This is a genomic window from Nitrospirota bacterium (assembly GCA_016194305.1).
In the GTDB taxonomy this organism is placed as follows: domain Bacteria; phylum Nitrospirota; class Nitrospiria; order JACQBW01; family JACQBW01; genus JACQBW01.
In genome coordinates this window covers 19,815-38,817 of the sequence record JACQBW010000024.1, presented here as the reverse complement: position 1 = coordinate 38,817, position 19,003 = coordinate 19,815, and the positions used below count along the sequence as shown (strand labels likewise).

General features: G+C 44.5%; 21 protein-coding genes and 1 tRNA gene. 5 read left to right on the top strand and 17 right to left on the bottom strand.

What is annotated here, in order from left to right; all coding sequences use genetic code 11:
• Positions 1–257 precede the first annotated feature (257 nt).
• The gene (locus HY200_08165) at positions 258–881 is read left to right on the top strand and encodes a hypothetical protein (protein MBI3594919.1); all 624 of its coding nucleotides are present in this window, start codon (positions 258–260) and stop codon (positions 879–881) included.
• Between the two features lie 14 nt (positions 882–895).
• Here HY200_08165 and HY200_08160 read toward each other — a convergent pair whose 3' ends face one another.
• The gene (locus tag HY200_08160) at positions 896–2,389 is read right to left on the bottom strand and encodes an aldehyde dehydrogenase family protein (GenBank protein ID MBI3594918.1); all 1,494 of its coding nucleotides are present in this window, start codon (positions 2,387–2,389) and stop codon (positions 896–898) included.
• A 283-nt stretch (positions 2,390–2,672) separates the two neighbouring features.
• On the opposite strand from HY200_08160, the gene HY200_08155 reads away from it, so the two are divergent.
• Positions 2,673–3,038, top strand: coding sequence for a hypothetical protein (locus HY200_08155; GenBank protein ID MBI3594917.1), 366 nt, complete (start codon positions 2,673–2,675; stop codon positions 3,036–3,038).
• A 119-nt stretch (positions 3,039–3,157) separates the two neighbouring features.
• The gene (locus HY200_08150; protein ID MBI3594916.1) at positions 3,158–4,330 is read left to right on the top strand and encodes a cation:proton antiporter; all 1,173 of its coding nucleotides are present in this window, start codon (positions 3,158–3,160) and stop codon (positions 4,328–4,330) included.
• A 226-nt stretch (positions 4,331–4,556) separates the two neighbouring features.
• Here HY200_08150 and smpB read toward each other — a convergent pair whose 3' ends face one another.
• Together smpB and HY200_08140 are read right to left on the bottom strand one after the other, a co-directional pair.
• Positions 4,557–5,030: an SsrA-binding protein SmpB gene (smpB, locus tag HY200_08145; GenBank protein ID MBI3594915.1), complete on the bottom strand. Its 474-nt coding sequence runs from the start codon at positions 5,028–5,030 to the stop codon at positions 4,557–4,559.
• A 5-nt stretch (positions 5,031–5,035) separates the two neighbouring features.
• The gene (locus HY200_08140) at positions 5,036–5,812 is read right to left on the bottom strand and encodes an alpha/beta hydrolase (protein MBI3594914.1); all 777 of its coding nucleotides are present in this window, start codon (positions 5,810–5,812) and stop codon (positions 5,036–5,038) included.
• Between the two features lie 43 nt (positions 5,813–5,855).
• Between HY200_08140 and HY200_08135 the strand changes: the two genes are divergently transcribed.
• A complete protein-coding gene (locus HY200_08135) occupies positions 5,856–6,179 on the top strand; it encodes a DUF721 domain-containing protein (GenBank protein ID MBI3594913.1) in 324 nt (107 codons plus the stop codon).
• Between the two features lie 34 nt (positions 6,180–6,213).
• Here HY200_08135 and HY200_08130 read toward each other — a convergent pair whose 3' ends face one another.
• The gene (locus HY200_08130; GenBank protein ID MBI3594912.1) at positions 6,214–7,299 is read right to left on the bottom strand and encodes an ATP-dependent Clp protease ATP-binding subunit; all 1,086 of its coding nucleotides are present in this window, start codon (positions 7,297–7,299) and stop codon (positions 6,214–6,216) included.
• A 159-nt stretch (positions 7,300–7,458) separates the two neighbouring features.
• On the opposite strand from HY200_08130, the gene HY200_08125 reads away from it, so the two are divergent.
• Positions 7,459–7,530, top strand: a tRNA-His gene (locus HY200_08125).
• Positions 7,531–7,657: 127 nt separating this feature from the next.
• Here HY200_08125 and HY200_08120 read toward each other — a convergent pair.
• The 13 genes from HY200_08120 to HY200_08060 all read right to left on the bottom strand — a co-directional run bounded on the left by HY200_08120 (position 7,658) and on the right by HY200_08060 (position 18,906).
• Entirely contained in the window at positions 7,658–8,362 is a 705-nt protein-coding gene (locus HY200_08120) for a hypothetical protein (protein ID MBI3594911.1), read from the bottom strand.
• Entirely contained in the window at positions 8,346–8,816 is a 471-nt protein-coding gene (locus tag HY200_08115; GenBank protein MBI3594910.1) for an RDD family protein, read from the bottom strand. Before HY200_08115 ends, HY200_08120 begins: the two co-directional genes overlap by 17 nt.
• Positions 8,791–9,537 carry a 16S rRNA (uracil(1498)-N(3))-methyltransferase gene (locus HY200_08110; protein MBI3594909.1) on the bottom strand — a complete coding sequence of 249 codons (747 nt, stop codon included), beginning with the start codon at positions 9,535–9,537 and terminating at the stop codon, positions 8,791–8,793. Before HY200_08110 ends, HY200_08115 begins: the two co-directional genes overlap by 26 nt.
• Positions 9,538–9,551: 14 nt before the next feature.
• On the bottom strand, positions 9,552–10,646 hold the full coding sequence (gene dnaJ / locus HY200_08105) for a molecular chaperone DnaJ (protein ID MBI3594908.1): 1,095 nt from the start codon (positions 10,644–10,646) through the stop codon (positions 9,552–9,554).
• Positions 10,647–10,824: 178 nt separating this feature from the next.
• Positions 10,825–12,741 carry a molecular chaperone DnaK gene (gene dnaK / locus HY200_08100; GenBank protein MBI3594907.1) on the bottom strand — a complete coding sequence of 639 codons (1,917 nt, stop codon included), beginning with the start codon at positions 12,739–12,741 and terminating at the stop codon, positions 10,825–10,827.
• A 159-nt stretch (positions 12,742–12,900) separates the two neighbouring features.
• On the bottom strand, positions 12,901–13,458 hold the full coding sequence (gene grpE / locus HY200_08095) for a nucleotide exchange factor GrpE (protein ID MBI3594906.1): 558 nt from the start codon (positions 13,456–13,458) through the stop codon (positions 12,901–12,903).
• A gap of 23 nt (positions 13,459–13,481) precedes the next feature.
• The gene (gene hrcA / locus HY200_08090) at positions 13,482–14,492 is read right to left on the bottom strand and encodes a heat-inducible transcription repressor HrcA (protein ID MBI3594905.1); all 1,011 of its coding nucleotides are present in this window, start codon (positions 14,490–14,492) and stop codon (positions 13,482–13,484) included.
• 116 nt (positions 14,493–14,608) lie between these two features.
• Positions 14,609–15,196: a leucyl/phenylalanyl-tRNA--protein transferase gene (locus HY200_08085; GenBank protein ID MBI3594904.1), complete on the bottom strand. Its 588-nt coding sequence runs from the start codon at positions 15,194–15,196 to the stop codon at positions 14,609–14,611.
• 7 nt (positions 15,197–15,203) lie between these two features.
• The gene (gene argJ / locus HY200_08080) at positions 15,204–16,409 is read right to left on the bottom strand and encodes a bifunctional glutamate N-acetyltransferase/amino-acid acetyltransferase ArgJ (protein ID MBI3594903.1); all 1,206 of its coding nucleotides are present in this window, start codon (positions 16,407–16,409) and stop codon (positions 15,204–15,206) included.
• The gene (locus HY200_08075) at positions 16,406–17,455 is read right to left on the bottom strand and encodes an N-acetyl-gamma-glutamyl-phosphate reductase (protein MBI3594902.1); all 1,050 of its coding nucleotides are present in this window, start codon (positions 17,453–17,455) and stop codon (positions 16,406–16,408) included. The genes argJ and HY200_08075 overlap by 4 nt, the downstream gene beginning before the upstream one ends.
• 70 nt (positions 17,456–17,525) lie before the next feature.
• Positions 17,526–17,918, bottom strand: a complete 393-nt coding sequence (gene rpsI / locus HY200_08070; protein MBI3594901.1) for a 30S ribosomal protein S9 — start codon at positions 17,916–17,918, stop codon at positions 17,526–17,528.
• A gap of 7 nt (positions 17,919–17,925) precedes the next feature.
• Positions 17,926–18,360 (bottom strand): 50S ribosomal protein L13, encoded by a 435-nt coding sequence (gene rplM / locus HY200_08065; GenBank protein ID MBI3594900.1) that lies wholly within the window; start codon positions 18,358–18,360, stop codon positions 17,926–17,928.
• Between the two features lie 90 nt (positions 18,361–18,450).
• A complete protein-coding gene (locus tag HY200_08060) occupies positions 18,451–18,906 on the bottom strand; it encodes a bifunctional nuclease family protein (GenBank protein ID MBI3594899.1) in 456 nt (151 codons plus the stop codon).
• Positions 18,907–19,003 lie beyond the last annotated feature (97 nt).

Below are 19,003 nucleotides of genomic sequence, written 5' to 3'. Positions count from 1 at the left end.
AAAGAGGACAATCCTGTGGAATATCTGATCGATAAGCAGATTGTCCTGACTGAATTCTAAAACCTTCCGAAATAAATTCATGCCCGAAGTTTAGGGACTCATTTCTTCTAGAAATATAAAAGGATTTCCAGTGACAATATTCGATTCAACAGAGTTTGACCATCTTCTTTCTTTGAGATACATTTAAAAGAGAACCTGTTTGAGACTTTAAAAAAGCATAGCCTGAATCCTCTATACAAGATTGAGAGAATTGTAATATGCATCCGATCTTAGAAAACCAAATTAAGGGATATTCCGAGCCACTCGTTATCAGACTTATTGAAAATTATTTTAGAGAGAATGAAGCGTCAAACACCTATCTTCAACTTTTGCGGGAGCAAAACAGTACGCTCATCATCGATCATGTCGCTATTCGATGCATGAATGTAGATCAAAGAGCCATGGAGTTCACCCAAATGGGTTACGCCTGGAAAAATGAAATAATTGAATTTCCTGAACAGGGGTGGTGGGCCAAGGTTTACCGCAAAAAAGATCGTCCGGCACTATTTATTGACCAGGACTATACCGATACAAAAGGATTAAACAGTCCTATCACACCCTGGGTAAAAATGTTTGGCGACAAAATCCTTCATCATGTTGCAGTTCTGGTGAAAAATATTGATCAATCCAAGAAAGCCTTGGAACAAAAAGGAGTGGAATTTTCGGGAAACATCATCGGCGCTTCCGGAACTCGATTAAGGCAGATATTTACCTCGGCTGAAATCAGGAGCGGATCGGCCTTTACTGTTTTGGAGCTGACAGAAAGAAATCACTATGAGGGCTTTTACCCTGAACAAGCTGATGGATTGATGAAATCTTCAACCAAAACCAAAACCCGTTAGTCATTCACACCGGATCAGGATTTATCAATCTGAGCTTTTTGAAGTCTTCCAGAATAATCCCGATAGATAACTTTCCACTTGCTATAATGATCCAGCGCACCACCTCTTCCCCCTGCCTCGCGAGGGCCATATCCCGTCTTTTTCGTTCCTCCAAACGGGAGTTGAATCTCAGCTCCTATGGTGGAAGCATTGATATAAACAATTCCCGTATCCAGCTCCCTCTCGGCTATGGCAGAATTGTTGACATTTCCTGTGTAAATTGCTGACGAGAGGCCATACGCAACCTGGTTGGCGATTTGAATTGCTTCGTCAAGACTCCTTATCTTCAAAATAGAAACGACAGGTCCAAATATTTCTTCGTTCGCAATTCGCATTGTTGGGCTGACATTGATAAAGATGGTCGGCTCGATAAAATGTCCTTTCGAACATTCTCCGGAAGTGCGGGCTTTTCCTCCAAGAATGAGCTTCGCTCCTTCATTTTTCCCAATTTCAATATAATTAAGAATCTTTTGATATTGGGACCGATTGATGATAGGTCCTATTTGGGTGGCTTTCTTCATCCCGTTTCCAATTCGAAGTTTAGATGCTTTTTTTTTGAATTTTTGAATGAATCGATCATGTACTGCCTCATGGACGATGACACGGCTTGCTGCCGTACATCGCTGACCCGTCGTTCCAAATCCTCCCCAGAGGGCTCCATCAACCGCCAGATCGAGATTGGCATCTTCCATAACGATGATCGGATTTTTACCACCAGTTTCTGTGGAGATTGGTTTGTGAAGAATTCCACAAATCCCTTCGAGTATGGAACCCGTCTCTGAAGAACCCGTAAACGAGACGGCCTGAATATCAGGATGTTTGACGATGGCCGATCCAACGACGTTCCCTTCTCCATGAACGAGATTCAATACCCCTTGGGGAAGATCTGACTCCAGGATAATCTCTACAAAGCGTGTAGCACAGACCGGTGTATCACTTGAGGGTTTAAATATGACCGTATTCCCAGAAATTAACGCGGGGAAAATTTTCCAGGATGGGATTGCTACTGGGAAATTCCATGGGGTAATCAATCCAAAAACCCCAATAGGAACGCGGATCGATTTAGCATCTTTATTCGGAAGTTCAGAGGGCACAGTTTCGCCGCTTAAGCGGCGTCCTTCCCCCGCCATGTAATAGGCCATGTCAATAGCCTCTTGTACATCTCCCAAGGCCTCCGGTAAAACCTTTCCCATTTCACGGCATACCAATTTCCCAAGTTCCAGTTTATTTTTTTGGAGGAGTTCAGCGACGCGGAATAGAATTTCTCCTCTGCGAGGAGGAGGAATCCGTCGCCAGCTTTGAAAGGCGGATTTAGCTGCGCGTGCAGCGCTGTCAACATCTTCATCGGAGGATGAAGGAACTGTGCCGATGGTATCACCGCTATCCGCCGGATTGATGCTGACTATCGTTCTTCCGGAAGTGGCATTTACCCACTTGCCGTCAATATAATTAAGGAATTTTCTCTTCATAGGTTTTTTCGATGTGATGATGACCTTTACTTTATACCATGGGACACCACACTTATTGTAGAATTCAAGCAGTTTTGCAACATTATAAATGCGTATAGGGGATCAATTCAATATCTTCTTCCCACCTTCATTCCTCCTGATTTTCGAAACATCGAAGATTATGAACGGTGTTCAATCATTTTCATGATTTAACAGGATGGTGACTTAAGCGGGTCTTACAGGCACTCGCCGTTTTCAATCGAAATGCTTGCAAAATGGCGCTCAATAATAGTTATATACATTTATGACCAAACAATTTTATAAAGACGCGCTGGGCTGGGGTTTTGTTCTGTGGCTTATCGGATACCTGCTAGGCATAGTGCTTTTTTCGGTCGTGTCCATTACTCTGATAGGATGGATTATTCTGCCTATTGGCACAATGATCACGCTTTGGGTTCTATTTAAGAAAATAAAAGCGGAATCAATTCAGTACTATTTTCTTTTGGCGATTGTTTGGACGCTGATCGCAGTAGTCTTTGACTATTTGTTTCTCGTGAAGGTGTTTAAGCCTTTGGATGGGTACTACAAAGTAGATGTCTATTTATATTATGGTTTAACTTTTGTTCTGCCTCAGGTTGTCGGTGGTTTGAAACAAAAGAATCTGAAATAAATGAAGCGGCGGAGAAACAAATCAACTACGAATCCTTCCTGAAATCGCGCGTTCACTTGACATCAAAAGTAATGTAAATTGCCGCAGGGTTTAATCGATTTGCTTCATCAAAATGTCATATGCTTGTAATTAACTCCACTGATTTGTCTTGGGTGTTTATAGAATTGGGTGCCGCGGTTGCCGGCTTGGCCCTTTTGGCCCGACTGGCCAACCGATGGGGCTTATCAGCCATTCCTCTATATCTGCTAGCGGGACTTGCTTTTGGCAACGGTGGATTAGTGCCACTTCACTTCAGCGAGAGTTTTATTCACATAGGTGCAGAGATTGGTGTGATTTTACTACTCTTTATGCTGGGTCTGGAATATACACATGAGACATTAGGAGCAGACCTGAGGTCGGGTTTACCTGCAGCTGTTTTTGATCTCATCCTCAATTTTACTCCCGGTTTGGTCGTCGGGTTGTTGCTGAGATGGAGCCCGCTGGCTTCGGTTCTGCTGGGTGGAATAACCTATATCTCATCTACCGGGGTCATCAGCAAGATTTTGACAGAACTCGGAAGAATAAATAACCCGGAGACTCCCGCAATCCTCTCAATCCTTGTACTGGAAGACCTGGCTATGGCAATCTTTCTGCCGGTTATCGCCGTACTCCTCATCGGCCAGGGCGCACTTGCGGGGCTGATTTCAATTCTGATTACAATTGTTACCGTTGGGATAGTGCTGACTGCGATAATACGCTATAGCAATGTCATGAGCCGGATTGTTTCTCATCAATCGGACGAGATCACCCTGCTGACGATATTTGGCATTGTTCTACTCGTTGCAGGCATTTCGCAATTGTTACAAGTATCAGCTGCAGTTGGCGCATTTTTGGTCGGCATCGCGCTTTCCGGACCTGTTGTCGCCCAAGCTCAGCGCCTGATCGGGCCGCTTCGTGACTTATTCGCTGCCATTTTCTTTTTGTTCTTCGGATTACAAATAGACCCCGCCACGCTGCCGCCAGTTCTTATGTTGGCAGTAGGGCTGGGTCTTATTACTGTGCTGACGAAATTCTTAACCGGTATATGGGCCGCACGCTACGTCGGAGTGGATATTCCGGGTCGTCTACGTGCTGGCTGCACTTTAGTAGCGCATGGCGAGTTTTCTATGGTCATTGCAGGCCTTGGAGTGACCGCAGGTCTGGAACCGCAATTAGGCCCGCTGTCGGCTGCCTATGTGTTATTTCTGGCGGTGCTTGGACCCGTCTTGGCACGAGTAATCGAACCGAAACAAACTGCTATACAAAATCGTTAGTATGTCAGATCAAGGACGCTCTGACCCAAAAAATGTTGGAGCAGCTAAAACATATGGTAAAAGCACACATGATTTTTCCGAATAGACTTCCGAATTTCTCGTAACATGTTCTTTCTTTAGATCATGCTTAATTCCCATTCTATGCAATATGCTCACCTCCCAGGTGGATTCCGCATGAATGCCGTGTTCATGACAGGTGGACGATTGTTCAGTAAAATAGAAGATTTTACCGCTGCCGTTCTTTAAAGGCTTTTTCAACCTCGCGTTTGGCCGCTCTTATTTTCAGATCTTCTCTTTTGTCATACGTTTTCTTTCCCTGTCCCAGACCGAGTTCCACCTTTGCCTTTCCGTTTCTAAAAAATATCTTGAGCGGGATAAGAGCATATCCTTTCAGCTGTGTTTTTCCGAAAAGACGAGAGATCTCCTTTTTATGCAAAAGGAGTTTTCGCGTCCGTTCCGGATCGACATTGGCACGATTGCCATGAGCATAAGGGGAGACATGGAATTGATAGAGGAAAACCTCCCCGTTTTCAATTCGGGCAAAACTATCTTTTAAGTTCGCCTGGCCTCCGCGGATCGATTTTACCTCGGTCCCGGTCAAGACCAGGCCGGCTTCATAAGTTTCTTCAATGAAGTAATCGTGAAAAGCCTTCTTGTTGGATATCACGGTAGAATTTTTTGGGGATTCTTTTTTGTTCATCCAGATCAGACTTCCTTTTGACTAAAAAATTGGACGAGATCTGAAGCCAATTCGGCCGGTCTTTCCACGATAATAAAATGACCCGTTTCCGAATATTGCTTCCACTGTGCTTTCGGAATATGTTTTTGTATCTCTTTTGGATAGGCCATAGGAATCACCTGGTCATTTTCAGCTCCGATTACGAGAGTAGGGCAGCGAATCAGGGAAAGCTGTTCAGTGACATGTATAAAAATTTTAGCGCTTCGTGCCATTTTGGCAAAAGTTTCTGATGAACGATGGATTTCTTTTTTTTCCTGGGTTGAGAGCTTTTCGTTCCTGATCCGCTCCTTTATTTCCGGACGATGATAAAAAAAGGCGAGAATTTCCTTTAGATTGAGTCCGACTGGACTAATAATTGGAATGTGATTAATCTTTCCCGAGGCGGTGGCAATAACGCAAAGCCTCCTGATCCGATCGGTCCTCTCGATAGCCATCAGAAGTGCTATGATACCCCCCATCGAGAATCCGCTCAGGTAAAATTCCTGGATACCAAGCGTATCAAGCCAGAGAAGGACAAATTCACTCATTTTTTCGACGCCGTCGACCCATTTCAGCTCGTCTGAACGGCCGAATCCCGGATAATCCAGCGTATAAATTGTGAAAAAGGGGGTTAAATGGGGAAAAAGTTCTTTGTATTCTTTTCCTCTCCCTCCTCCTGACGGGAGGAGTACCAGAGGATGTCCCTTTCCGGCCTGAAAATAGGTTATTTTCGCTCCATTGACTTTTATTTCTCTTTCATCCATAGTTTTGATATCTTAACATATCCAAGATGGAAGAATATAGGCAATGGGAAGGCCACAGCAGATATCGGAAATTTTAAAGCCGCTCCTGAAGAGATATGGCCTCGAAACGCAGATTCAGATTTATACCCTGGTTGAAGAGTGGAAAGAACTTGTAGGAAATCAGCTGGCTTCCCACACACTTCCCTATCAGCTCAAGTTTCACAAACTCTTTCTCTATGTCGATAGTCCGGCCTGGATGAATCAGTTGATCTATTTGAAGGAGGAGTTAAAAAACAAAATTAATAAGGAGGTTGGAGAAAACTGGGTCCAGGATATCGTGATGAAAGTGGGTCCGATTGAACCAGGGAATAAGGATGATGAACCCTAAAATGCTCAGAATAATTGAATCTGGCGAATCTGTTTTAACACTCTTGTGAAGGATTTCTTTTTAAAGTCGAAAAATCGGCTTTTACGGTTATCGATACCCGTTCGGCTCTTTTGAAAGCGATTTCATTTCTCTGTAATTCCCCAACAATATAGTCTCCTGCCTGAATTTCGCCCATGGCGTAATATTCGGCAATTTTTGCTTCCACCTCTTTTTCAACCAGATGCAGTAGTGGACGTGCTCCAAGATCGTTGTTTGTCCCCTTTTGTATCAAGTATTCCTTTGCCTCGTCAGAAAGAAGTACCGCAAATCCTTTGGATGCGCAGCGTGAACTGATCTGTCTAAGATATTTTTCAAGGACTTGAAGGAGGGAATCCTGCGAAAGGGGGTGAAACACCACAAAGTCAGAAATCCGGTTTCTAAATTCTGGACTGAAAGTCTTTTCGATTTCTTTATGAACTTCCTGATTAATCAATTGGGAGAGTTCTTGAAAATTATCTCTCTTTTTGAATCCGATATGCTGATCTTCCAAAACTTCTGAAACCTTTCGAGACCCTACATTGCTGGTCATCACAAGAAGGGTAGAAGAAAAATTGACCTTTCCGTTTTCTCCTTTGTTTTTGCGGCTCAATGTTACAGTTCCTTCGTCCATTATTTGCAGGAGAAGATTGTGAAGGGAATGATGTCCTTTTTCAATTTCATCAAATAAGATAATATTCCAGTTTCTCCCTTCAATTTCCTGCTTGTCGAGAACTACAGGAAGATCGCTCCCCATATAGCCGGGCGGTGAGCCGATTAGCTTTGAAATCGTATGTCCTTCGCTAAATTCGGAGCAGTCTACTTTAATACAGGCCTTTGAATTTTGGTGAAGGGCTTTGGCGAGAGCTCTGACTGTTTCTGTTTTTCCGACGCCGCTTGGACCTGAAAAAAACATGGTCGCAATCGGCCGTCCGGTGTCACGAAAACCGGTTGAAGCGCGTAGAAGCGATTTCAAAATTGTTCCAATCGCCAATTCCTGTCCAATGACTTCCTCACGTAAGGTATTTTCAATATGGGTCAACGGGTTTCTAGATCGGTCGGTGATCGAAATGGGTATGGTCGCTTTCGGTATCAAATCGCTCATAAGATAAACTCCTCTGAAATATCCGTTCTTCGATTTAAGCTTAACCCCCGATCCCGCTTCTGTCAATTTCACCTCGAACTGAGCCCGAATTGATGCGATCGGGTTGACTTGTTTGCCAGGATAGTGTTATATAAAAGATCCCAATTTAAATCCATCACGGTGAGTGTAGCTCAAGGGTAGAGCACTGGACTGTGGCTCCAGTGGTTGGGGGTTCGAAACCCCTCACTCACCCTCTTTTCTGAATGAAATCAATGGCCTATCCAATTCAGAGCAAGGAACTCGACGAGCTGCGTGAGAACCGGTGTCACCGCTGTGGAAAAGTAACCGATAAACTCTACAAATTGGGTTCTGGCGTCAATCAGACTCTGATTTGCACCACATGCCGAAGCGAGTTTGTAGGAGAGTAGAAGTTGTTCTGCCGGACGTCGGAGGAATAGGGCGGGCTGACTCGAATGGTACTTCTTGATCTTCTCTTGATTAAGAACTCTTCGAGTTTCGTCTTTCTTTTTTGCTCAAAGAGGTTGGCATAAATCTGACTTTTGACGTTTTCCAGGGCGGATCCGTTCCAGCTCGTCAGATGATCTTGATAATAGGCATTAATTTCGTTGTCGGAAATAAAAATAAAATAATTAATCCGTTGTTCGATAAATTTTTTTGAGAGAAGGGTGTTGCTGATCTTCTGCCTTAACTCGCTCTGGTTTATCCCTTCCTCAGAGAGTTGCACCAAAAGGTTTTCCGCCCCACCTGCCGCCAGTTCAATCTTCTTCAGCCAGGCTGTGATTTCTGATTCTTCCGGTTTTTCAGTCGCAAATTTCTCCGCGTCCTCCAATAAAAGAACCTGATCAATGGCGAACTGAAGGTGGGTGTCTTTCCCTTCTTCTTCAAGTAACGGGAATTCAAGTGAAAATCGCTTTTGGATTCTCAAATCGCTTTCCGTAATCAGGTGATCGTTGACTACCGCAAGGATTTGATCTATGACCTTGCCTGAAACTGGAATGACAGGGAGAACCAATGTGAGAGTAAACAGGAATATCAAGACAGTTATTCTAAACCTGAATAACATAGGTTCCTGCCAGCAGGTCATGAAAGGAGAGTTTCTTCTTGTTAAACGGAACAAGCAGAAATCCCATGAAGAAGAAAAAACAAGAGATGAATAGCCCGAAAGACCTGAGTGCTGCTTGCAGAAATCGTATGGGCCCTTCCGATTGTGAAATGATCTTTAGTCCAAGAAACTTTTTTCCGGGCGTTTGTCCTGTAAGATTGAAATATAAAAAATAGGAAATAAAGAGAATGATGCCCGTTAAGATAAATAATCCGATCAGGAGAAAAACGAGATCTTCCGATGGTGCTGCGATATTCAGGTCGCGCAATGCTTTTCCGGCGGCCCAGATTCCGGTTCCGATTAGAATCAAATCAAGAAATTTGATTATGAAGAGGTCGATCAACAACGCGGCACTCCGTCTCCAGAACCCGCCATAATTTACGGCTTGCTTATTTCCCGAAGTATCCCAGTTCATATTGTAACAGCGTAATGGCGACCATTACCGCAGTTTCGCTCCTCAGTTTTTGCCGGCCAAGAGAAACAGAAATATAACCCTTTTCCTGCGAGAGTTCAATTTCATTTTGTTGAAACCCTCCTTCTGGACCAATGATCAAATAGATCGAATGACTGGGCTCAGCAGGAGAGATCAAGGAAAATCGTTGTTTAAAGGGCTGAGTTTCCTTTTCCCAAAATATGAAACCGAGGCCATTTCGTTTTCTTTGAAGGAACGAGCGAAATTCTTCCGGGGGGTGAATTTCAGGAGGTGCCGGCTGTTCGGATTGTTGGGAGGCCTCCAGAAGGATACTCTCCCATCGACTCCGTTGATGTTCCCATCGATCTTCGAGAGGATGAACGACTGTTCGATCGGTCACCACTGGGAAAATCTCTGACACGCCGAGTTCAGCAGCCTTTTCCAGCAACAAATCCATTTTTTTCTTTTTAACCAGGGCCTGCACAAGAATAATTCGGGGACCCGAAGTTGACGGGACCGGTTCTTTTTGCGTAATGACCGCTTCCAGGGTATCCGGAGTAATGCGATTAATTTGGGCTTGATAGGATATCTGATTTTCATCGACGACTTTGATGAGGTCGTTGATTTGATATCTGAGGGAATTCTTAATATGGTGGAAGAGGGTTCCTGAAAGAACTAGCCTGCCGTTTTGAATGTCATTGGAATTGATCATAAAACGAGGCATTGAAAAATCCCGGATTAGAACAGGTTCTTCACTTTGTGAAAAAGCCCTTCCTTTTCCATTTCGGCTTTTTCGTCGCTCAACCTCGAATATTCTTCTAATAGCTCCTTCTGTTTTGAACTCAATTTTTGTGGAACATGGATATTGATTCTGACCATTTGGTCCCCTATACCGTGGGAATTCAGGTTCGGGACTCCCAGGCCTTTTAACTCAAATATTTTTCCGTGCGGTGTTCCTGGGGGAATCTTTAGCGATTGCGTTCCTTTCAAGGTGGGTACCTCTAATTTACCCCCAAGAGCTGCTTGCGGAAAGGTAATATAGACGTCGCAAAGAATGTTATTTTCCGACCTCTGAAAAAACTCGTGTTCTTTAACTGTCAGAAATACGTAGAGATCTCCGGGTCCACCTCCCGACTCCCCAAGTTCACCCTCGCCGTTTAAACGGAGACGTGAGCCGGTCTCAACGCCTCCTGGTATTTTTAGAGAGAGCGTTTTTTCTCTCTGAATTTTTCTTTCTCCACGACAGGATGGACAAACTGCGGCAATCTTTTTACCCGCTCCATGGCATTTTGGACAGGTGCGGCTAACTGTGAAAAATCCCTGCTGTAATCTGATTTGTCCTGCGCCCCGGCACGTATCGCACGGTTTGATGTCTTCCGGAGAGCGAGCTCCGCTGCCATCACACTTTTTGCAAAGTTCCCAGTGGGGAATTTTTATTTTGGTTTCAACACCGAAGACCGCATTTTCAAACGAGATATCGAGGTTGTACCTCAGATCATTCCCTCGCTGGGCCCTCTGTCCGGGTCGTCCCCCCGCGCCAAAAAAGTCCTCAAAGATGTCCGAAAAGATATCGCTGAATCCGCCAAATCCACCTGCTCCGGCTCCCGCGGCGAGACCTTCGTGCCCGTATTGATTATAAATCTCCCTCTTTTTGGGATCGCTCAGGACGGAATAGGCTTCATTGATCTCCTTAAATCTTTCCTCTTCTTCCTTATTGCCGGCATGGCGGTCCGGATGGTGTTTCATCGCCATTTTCCGGAATGCTTTCTTTAATTCCTCATCGGATGCGGTTCGATTGACGCCGAGAATTTCATAATAGTCATGTTTTGCCAATCGGGTTCTCCATTTTTCGGTTCATCCTGCCCTGGATCATGCCGGGATAGACTTTGAACAGAGGATAAGAATGGCAGATGCGAAGCCGCAGAATCAAGGCGTCATGGTGGGATACCATACCTAAAGAAGCCGAAACTCGAGAACGGTGCAGCTACCTTCCTAGCAACTTGTTCAGGGGTTATTTCTTTTCTTTGTCGACCTCTTCAAACGTAGCATCAACCACATCTTCTTTCTTATCGGGGGCCTCCGATTGGGCGTGACCGTCTGCTGAATTCGCAGATTCAGCGGAAGCCGTCTTCTTATAGGCTTCTTCGGCTAATTTATGAGATGTTTTAGTCAGCTCCTCCAGCGCAGCGCGAATCACCGTTATTTCTTTGGTTTCGAGCGCTTTTCTTGTCGCGGCAATTTTCTCTTCTACCGCGGACTTCTCTGTTCCGGAAATTTTATCTCCCAATTCACGAAGAGACTTTTCCACGCTGTAAATCATCGTGTCCGCTTCGTTTTGAACCTCAGCGAGTTCTTTTTTCTTTTTGTCTTCTTCTGCGTGGGCCTGGGATTCTTTCAACATCGTGTCGATTTCTTCCTTGCTTAACCCGCTGGAGGCCGTAATCTTGATCGACTGCTCCTTCTGAGTTGCCGTATCTTTTGCGGAGACATGCACAATTCCGTTCGCGTCAATGTCAAAAGCCACTTCGATTTGGGGAACGCCTCTGGGTGCCGAAGGTATTCCGACCAGGTCAAATTGGCCCAGGAGCTTGTTGTCGGCAGCCATTTCTCGCTCTCCCTGGAAAACCCGGATCGTGACCGCTGTCTGATTATCTGCCGCAGTCGAAAAAACCTGACTCTTTTTTGTTGGAATGGTCGTGTTTCTCTCAATTAATTTTGTAAAAACCCCGCCGAGCGTCTCAATTCCAAGAGATAGGGGCGTGACGTCAAGCAGCAGGACGTCTTTTACTTCGCCTTTCAGGACTGCTCCCTGTATGGCGGCTCCGATGGCAACCACTTCATCAGGATTGACTCCCTTATGAGGATCTTTTCCAAAAAATTCTTTAACAACCTGTTGCACTTTCGGCATCCGGGTCATTCCGCCGACCAAAACGACTTCATTAATTTCTTTTGCCGTTAAGCCGGCGTCTTTCAGTGCTTTTCTACACGGTTCAACCGACCTTTGGATCAGATCATCTACAAGCTGTTCCAATTTTGCTTTCGTCAATTTGGTGACCAGGTGTTTTGGCCCGCTGGCGTCCGCGGTAATAAAAGGGAGATTAATTTCAGTCTCCGTGGAGGAAGAGAGCGAGATTTTCGCTTTTTCGGCCTCCTCTTTCAATCGTTGGAGGGCCATTTTATCCTTCCTTAAGTCGATTCCTTGATCTTTTTTGAACTCATCCACCAGCCAGTCCATAATCTTCAGATCAAAATCGTCTCCGCCCAGGTAAGTATCCCCGTTGGTCGATTTAACTTCGAAAACCCCTTCTCCGATTTCGAGAATTGAGATGTCAAAAGTGCCGCCTCCAAGATCATATACGGCAATCTTTTCGTCTTTCTTTTTGTCCAGGCCGTAAGCCAGTGCAGCCGCAGTCGGTTCATTTAGAATTCGAAGTACATTAAGTCCTGCAATCGTTCCTGCATCTTTGGTTGCCTGCCTCTGGCTATCATCAAAATAAGCGGGCACGGTCACAACCGCTTCAGTCACTTTTTCTCCCAGATAGTCCTCAGCAGTCTGTTTCATTTTTTGAAGAATAATCGCTGAAACCTCGGCAGGACTGTAACTTCTTGACCGGATCTCCACGTGAGCATCCCCATTTTTTGCTTCAACGACCTTATAGGGGAGTCTTTTCTTGGCTTCGGAAACCTGGTTCGAACTGAATTTTCTTCCCATGAGCCGTTTAATCGAGAAAATCGTATTTTCCGGATTTGTTATCGCCTGCCTTTTCGCAATCTGTCCGACGAGCCTGTCTTCTTTGTCGGTGAACCCTACGACAGAAGGTGTTGTTCTCCCTCCCTCAGAATTGGCAATGACCACCGGATCTCCACCGGAAACGATGGATACGCAAGAATTCGTTGTTCCCAAATCAATTCCTATTACTTTTCCCATCTAAAACCTCCTGTTTTCAATAATATCAATGTAAAAATGACTTAATCTACCCTCTTGGACTCCTTTTAATCACATTATGAATGGAAATCAAGGGGGGTCTTCGAAATTAATTACCTGTTCTTATCGCAAATAGGCAATTCCAGAGGGATAAGGGGCACTTTATTTGGTTTTTTTCTTGGAGACGGAAACCATTGAGGGACGAAGAACACGATCTTTGAAGAGATACCCTTTTGAAATTTCATCGACAACGACATTTTCAGACACTTCATCGGTCTCTATTTGAGTAATCGCCTGATGTTTCGCCGGGTCAAAAGGTTCTCCTTTGGAAGGAATCGGCGAAACTCCCAGTTTTAACAAAACCTCCTGACTCTGTTTGAGGATTAATTGAAGGCCCTCATTTAATTTTTCAATATCTTCTGATTCCTTTGAATGTTTAAAAGCTCTTTCCAGATTATCCAGGATCGGAAGGACTTCTTTCAATGCCGGCTCATAGGCGTATTTCATATATTCCAGCTGATCTCTGGAAGACCGCTTTTTGAAATTTTCAAATTCTGCGATCAGTCGCAGATGCTTATCGTTTAGTTCTTGAATTTCCTTCTCTTTCTTTTCTTGCAATGTCTCTTTTCCGTCTTCCTGTTCAGATGTAAACGGAAGAATATCTTCAGAAGCGGATTCTCCCTGGTTTAATTTTGATTCATTTGACTCTTGTGACATCATACGGATTGCCCTTGAATTAGGTTTTAATTAGTTCTGGATAACATTTTCGCGGTGTAATCGACCAATGCGATGACGCGCGGATATTCCATTCGAATGGGACCGATAACCCCTACCGCGCCAATTTCTTTTTCGCTTAATTTGTAGGTGGAAATGACCAGACTGCATTCATTTTCTTCTAAAAAAGGATTTTCCGAACCAATTAGGACTTGGGTTCCTTCCGAGGCGAGAAAACGGTCGAGCAATTTGACAAGTACGAGTCTTTCTTCAAATACTTTGAAGACCGATTTGATTTTTTCGATATCCATGAATTCAGGAAGGTCCATGAAATTGGTCGTCCCTTCCACAAATAATTTCTGATCCTGAAAGTCATTTTTATTTTTCTTATTCAATTCAAATACCTTGTTTAAAAGATGTTCGTAATGTTTTTTTTCTTCCTTGAGCTCCCGCGTCAGAAGTTTCCGAATTTCTTCCAGATTCTTGTTGGAGAATCTTTCATTGATGATGGTCGCAAGATGATCGAGTTCGGTTTGAGTCAGGGTCTCATCGCTTTCAAAGGTTTTATTGTAGGCATTTCCTTCATGATTCACAAAAATCGCCAGAATGACATTCTTTCTCAATGAGATAAATTTGATATGTTTAAACATGATATTGCTGAGTTTTGGAGCCATAATGATGCTGGTATATCGCGAAAGAAGAGAAAGCATTTTGGAAGTATGCCCGAGCAAAACAGAAAAATCTTCGGTTTGAGTTAGCTGATACGGCTCAAATTCTTCCGTTTTTTCGTCTAACAGGTAATTAACATAATAACGGTAAGCTTTTTCAGTCGGAATTCTTCCGGCTGATGTATGCGGTTGGGCTAAGAAACCAAGATCTTCCAAATCGGCCATGATATTCCGAACAGTTGCGGGACTGATACCGAAATCGAACTGTTTAGTAATCGTTCGAGAACCGATCGGGGAGGCCGTCTTAATATAGGACGCGATGGTTGCTTTGAGTATATTTTGGTCCCGGTAATTTAGATCTTCTTTTTCCATAGGGGCCTGAAACTTTAGCACTCAATGAGTAAGAGTGCTAATCTTAGCAAAAATGAATCAAAAGTGTCAAATACTTATCAAAAAAAGTGAGGATAAAATTCAGGGTGTCCAGTCTCTCAGGGGACAAACTGACACGGGAGAGCCAAAGCCCTTTGAAGACGCTTCATATACTCTTGTCTTTTTATCTCAATGGCTCCAAATTGTCTAAGATGAGGAGTGATAAATTGCGTATCGAGGAGCTGAAATCCTCTCTCATTCAATCTCTGAACAAGGTAGACCAGACAGACTTTGGAAGCATCCCTTTCGAGTGTAAACATCGATTCCCCCATAAAAGCGCCACCGAGAGCGACGCCATAAAGCCCTCCGGCCAAATGGTTTCTCAGGTAAGCTTCTACGGAATGGGCTTTCCCCAGACGGTGAAGCGCCATGTAGGAGGAGATAATCTCTTCGGTAATCCAGGTCTCTTTTCTTGCGGCACATTCCCGAATGACCCGGTCAAAGTCATGGTTAATCTGAATGGAAAACTTTTCCTGACGAAGTGTACGGCTCAATCGGGATGGAAAATGAAAATGATTGAGGTCAATAATGCCTCTTGGATCGGGAGAATACCAGTCGAAACTTCCGTCAGGGTGACCCATTGGGAAAATACCGTTACGGTAGGCGGTCTCCAGAAGAAGAGGTGTCAATGCATTTGGAATGCCCATCGTTTCATCAGGTGCGATATGAGGCGTTTATTTTGATATAGTCGTAGGAAAGGTCTGTAGTCCAGATCTGTGCGCTCTCCTTGCCGATGGAGAGATCGACGATTAAAGAGAGCTCTCTTTCTTTCAAAATGTTTGCGACTTTCTTTTCCCGTTTATTTCCAAAACCGATACCTTGTTTTACAAAGGGGATCCCGTTCATCGACATCGAGATCCTTTCTTCCAAAAGGGTCGCTCCCGAACATCCGATTGCAGCCATAATGCGTCCCCAATTGGGGTCCTCTCCAAAAAAGGCTGTTTTAACAAGCGGGGATTGAGCGATGGAATAGGCAACCTTTCGGGCATCGCTTCTATTTTTGGCACCTTTTATTTCGATTGAAATGACTTTCGTTGCTCCTTCTCCGTCTTGAATGATCATTTTGGCCAATTCCCGGCTGGCGACCTGCATCAATTCCGAAAATTGGGTAAATTCTCTTGTGCCTGCTTTGAATGGTTCATTCCGGGCCTGACCGTTGGCCAAAACGATCGCCATATCATTGGTACTTGTGGTATCCACTGTGATGGAATTAAACGAAAGATCCGTACTCGCCTTTAGGATTTTTTTAAGAAGAGAAGAGGAAATTACTGCGTCGGTACCAAAAAAAGCAAGCATGGTGGCCATGTTGGGGTGAATCATCCCGGAGCCCTTGGCAAATCCCCCAACCGTAACAATCTTCCCCCCTATTTTCCCTTTGACGGTAATTTTTTTTGGAAAGGTATCGGTGGTCATAATCCCTTCTGCCGCGAGATGGCAGCCGGAGACCGAGAGTTGTCCGACTAATTTCGGAATGGCCCGGATAATCTTTTTAATTGGAAGTGGTTCGCTGATCTTCCCGGTTGACGCGATGAGAACATCTCTTTCGTCAATCCGAAGTGATCGGGCGGTGGCTTGAATAGCGGCGTATGAGGACGACTCTCCCGCTTTACCCGTGCACACATTGGCATTTCCGCTGTTAACAATGACTGCCCGGGCCCGGCCTCCCTTCAGAAGTTTAGTCCGCGTAATGATGACCGAGGATGCGGCAACCTGGTTCCGGGTAAACACCCCGGCGGCGGAGCATTCCGTTGTCGAATAGATCAGAGCTAAATCGGGCTTCTGAATCTGTTTAATTCCACAAAAAAGTCCGGAGCCGAGAAACCCGGGTACTTCGGCAAGACCCTCATAGCTCAGTTTCATGGGAAGATTCCAATCGAGGCTAAACCGGACGATTCCGAAAATCCGAACATCAAATTCATATTCTGTATCGCTTGTCCGGCAGCCCCTTTCGTGAGGTTGTCAATTGCGCTATAAAGAGAAAAGACGCCGGTACGCGATTCCTTTGAGAATCCGATATGACAATAATTTGAGCCTTTCACGTTCTTTGGGTTTGGCGTGGAACCCGGAGAGAGGATTTTAATAAAGGTCTCGTTACCATAATATTTTTGATAAAGATCTTCCAAAAATACCTTTTTGCTTTTTAATTTGATGTAGATGACACAAAGCATACCACGCACGATCGGTATAAGGTGGGGGGTGAATACAATCGGTACTGCGGTCCCGGAATAAGTTTCAATTTCCTGCTCGATCTCAGGAATATGGCGGTGTTTCCCTCCGGTTTTATAAAGACCGATTCCTTCGTCGACTTCAGAGAAGTGACTTCGGAGGTCAAGAGTCCGGCCCGCACCAGAAACGCCGGATTTTGCATCGATAATTAAAGGAAAACTCAAATCGACGATCCCTTCTTTCAGGAGAGGGTAAAGGGGAAGTAAAATAGAAGTGGGATAACAGCCCGGATTTGCCACCAGACTTGCCTTTTTAATCGCATCGCGGTTTATTTCAGTCAGTCCGTAGACAGCCTGAGAAAGCAAGTTTGGATTGGCATGTTCGAAATGGTACCAATTCGAATAAAGTTCAGGCTTCTTCAAGCGAAAATCTGCGCTCAGATCAATCACCCGTGTCACTTTTGACATGAAGCGCGGCGTCATTTCTGCCGCCATCCCGTGCGGAACAGCGAGAAAGAAGAGGTCTGCCTTCCGGGGGAGTTCCAACGAGTCGCTTTTTTCTAAAGTGACATCGAGAATTCCAGTCATGGAAGGGAAGAGATCTTTTATTTTTTTTCCGGCAGACTGTTCCGAAGTTAATGCCGTGATCTGAATCGAAGGATGATTGATCAGCAGGCGCAAAAGCTCTCCGCCCGTATACCCTGTTGCACCAATAATTCCCACTCTTATTTTATTTTTCATTTTTTCTCCTAAAAAAAAAGAGGGTGACAAATGCCACCCTCCTTTCGAAATCATATTTTAAATGAAAAAATTAACGTTTGGAGAATTGGAATTTTTTCCGGGCCCCTTTTTGTCCATATTTTTTTCTTTCTTTGGTCCTCGGATCTCGGGTGAGGAGGCCTTCTTTTTTCAGACGCTCTCTCAAAACAGGGTTCAGAACAAGTAGCGCTTTGGCAATGCCATGGCGAACTGCGCCCGCCTGACCAGTCAGGCCTCCACCATAGACGTTAGCAGTCACATTATAGCGTCCGCTTAATCCGACAACTTCGAAAGGTTGTCTGACCATCATTTTCCATGTTCCTCTTGGAAAGTAATGGTCGATCGGCTTCTTGTTGATCAAAATCTTGCCGTCACCGGGTTCAATACTAACCCGGGCTACAGCTTCTTTTCTTTTTCCCGTTGAAATGTTTAATATGGTGGCCATGAATTCCTTATTTTAAGGTCAATTGCTCGGGTTGTTGCGCCTGATGGGGATGGTCTGAGCCTTTATAGACTCTTAATTTCTTAACAATTTCAGATCCAAGCGTATTGTGGGGAATCATTCCTTCAATAGCCTTGAACACGAGCTTTTCAGGGTTCTCTGCCAGCAACTTTCCGGCTGCAATCGTCTTTAACCCGCCAGGATACCCCGTATGGTGTTGATAGAGCTTCCCTTTTAACTTATTCCCGGATAATTTAATCTTTTCAGCATTAATTACGATGACGTGATCCCCCAGGTCCAGGTGGGGAGTGAAAACCGGTTTATGTTTTCCCCTCAGGAGCAAGGCGGCCTGGGTCGCCAATCTACCCAAGATTTGATCGGTTGCATCAAGAATGATCCATTTTCGTATGACCGTATCTTTGTTAATCTGGGTTGTTTTCGAGATATTCAATTGAAAAGTCCTTTTCCAAAAAGATTAAAACAAAGGTGGAATAATAACCCATGGAAGTGAGATTGTCAATCAAAAAATATCGGTTCAGGATGAGCCTTTTGGTATCTCAATGGGATCCGTTTTTTCGTTGTAACGGACCTGTTTCTTGTTGTAAACGTCTTCTTCTACGAAGATGGGAATGTTCACTCGGACTGCCATCGAAATGGCGTCGCTTGGTCTTGAATCAACCTGCCATTCACTCCCATCCTTGCTGAAATAAAGATAAGCGAAAAATGTCCCCTGAACCAGTTTGTAAATCACCACTTTTTGAAGCGGTACCTGAAAATAGGCTAACATGTTTTTGAGAAGATCGTGGGTAAGAGGTCTTCCATGGATTGTAGAATTTTGAGACAACGCCGTTTTGATCGATACGGCTTCGGCGTTTCCTATCCAGATTGGAAGAAATTTCCCATCCCCTTTTGTTTTCGGTTTCAGGACAAGCATTTGCTGGTTAGACTGGGCATCAAGAATGACGCCCTCGACACTGACTTCAATTTTCATTGCGTTTTCAATTCCTCTAAGTCATCAACTTGAGTGTTGCCGAGTCAGTGGGGTGGCCGGTCCCGTCGAGCGACCATAATAAAGCATAGGTAACTTT

Bases quoted from the DNA above. Each gene is read 5' to 3' on its own strand.
- argJ (MBI3594903.1), bottom strand. From the start codon at position 16,409: ATGAAACTGAGCTATGAGGGTCTTGCCGAAGTACCCGGGTTTCTCGGC.
- hrcA (MBI3594905.1), bottom strand. From the start codon at position 14,492: ATGGAAAAAGAAGATCTAAATTACCGGGACCAAAATATACTCAAAGCA.
- smpB (MBI3594915.1), bottom strand. From the start codon at position 5,030: ATGAACAAAAAAGAATCCCCAAAAAATTCTACCGTGATATCCAACAAG.
- HY200_08085 (MBI3594904.1), bottom strand. From the start codon at position 15,196: ATGGGCATTCCAAATGCATTGACACCTCTTCTTCTGGAGACCGCCTAC.
- grpE (MBI3594906.1), bottom strand. From the start codon at position 13,458: ATGATGTCACAAGAGTCAAATGAATCAAAATTAAACCAGGGAGAATCC.
- HY200_08150 (MBI3594916.1), top strand. From the start codon at position 3,158: ATGCTTGTAATTAACTCCACTGATTTGTCTTGGGTGTTTATAGAATTG.
- HY200_08140 (MBI3594914.1), bottom strand. From the start codon at position 5,812: ATGGATGAAAGAGAAATAAAAGTCAATGGAGCGAAAATAACCTATTTT.
- dnaK (MBI3594907.1), bottom strand. From the start codon at position 12,741: ATGGGAAAAGTAATAGGAATTGATTTGGGAACAACGAATTCTTGCGTA.
- HY200_08115 (MBI3594910.1), bottom strand. From the start codon at position 8,816: ATGAACTGGGATACTTCGGGAAATAAGCAAGCCGTAAATTATGGCGGG.
- HY200_08155 (MBI3594917.1), top strand. From the start codon at position 2,673: ATGACCAAACAATTTTATAAAGACGCGCTGGGCTGGGGTTTTGTTCTG.
- HY200_08060 (MBI3594899.1), bottom strand. From the start codon at position 18,906: ATGAAAATTGAAGTCAGTGTCGAGGGCGTCATTCTTGATGCCCAGTCT.
- rpsI (MBI3594901.1), bottom strand. From the start codon at position 17,918: ATGGCCACCATATTAAACATTTCAACGGGAAAAAGAAAAGAAGCTGTA.
- HY200_08160 (MBI3594918.1), bottom strand. From the start codon at position 2,389: ATGAAGAGAAAATTCCTTAATTATATTGACGGCAAGTGGGTAAATGCC.
- HY200_08135 (MBI3594913.1), top strand. From the start codon at position 5,856: ATGGGAAGGCCACAGCAGATATCGGAAATTTTAAAGCCGCTCCTGAAG.
- HY200_08120 (MBI3594911.1), bottom strand. From the start codon at position 8,362: ATGTTATTCAGGTTTAGAATAACTGTCTTGATATTCCTGTTTACTCTC.
- HY200_08075 (MBI3594902.1), bottom strand. From the start codon at position 17,455: ATGAAAAATAAAATAAGAGTGGGAATTATTGGTGCAACAGGGTATACG.
- HY200_08110 (MBI3594909.1), bottom strand. From the start codon at position 9,537: ATGCCTCGTTTTATGATCAATTCCAATGACATTCAAAACGGCAGGCTA.
- HY200_08130 (MBI3594912.1), bottom strand. From the start codon at position 7,299: ATGAGCGATTTGATACCGAAAGCGACCATACCCATTTCGATCACCGAC.
- HY200_08165 (MBI3594919.1), top strand. From the start codon at position 258: ATGCATCCGATCTTAGAAAACCAAATTAAGGGATATTCCGAGCCACTC.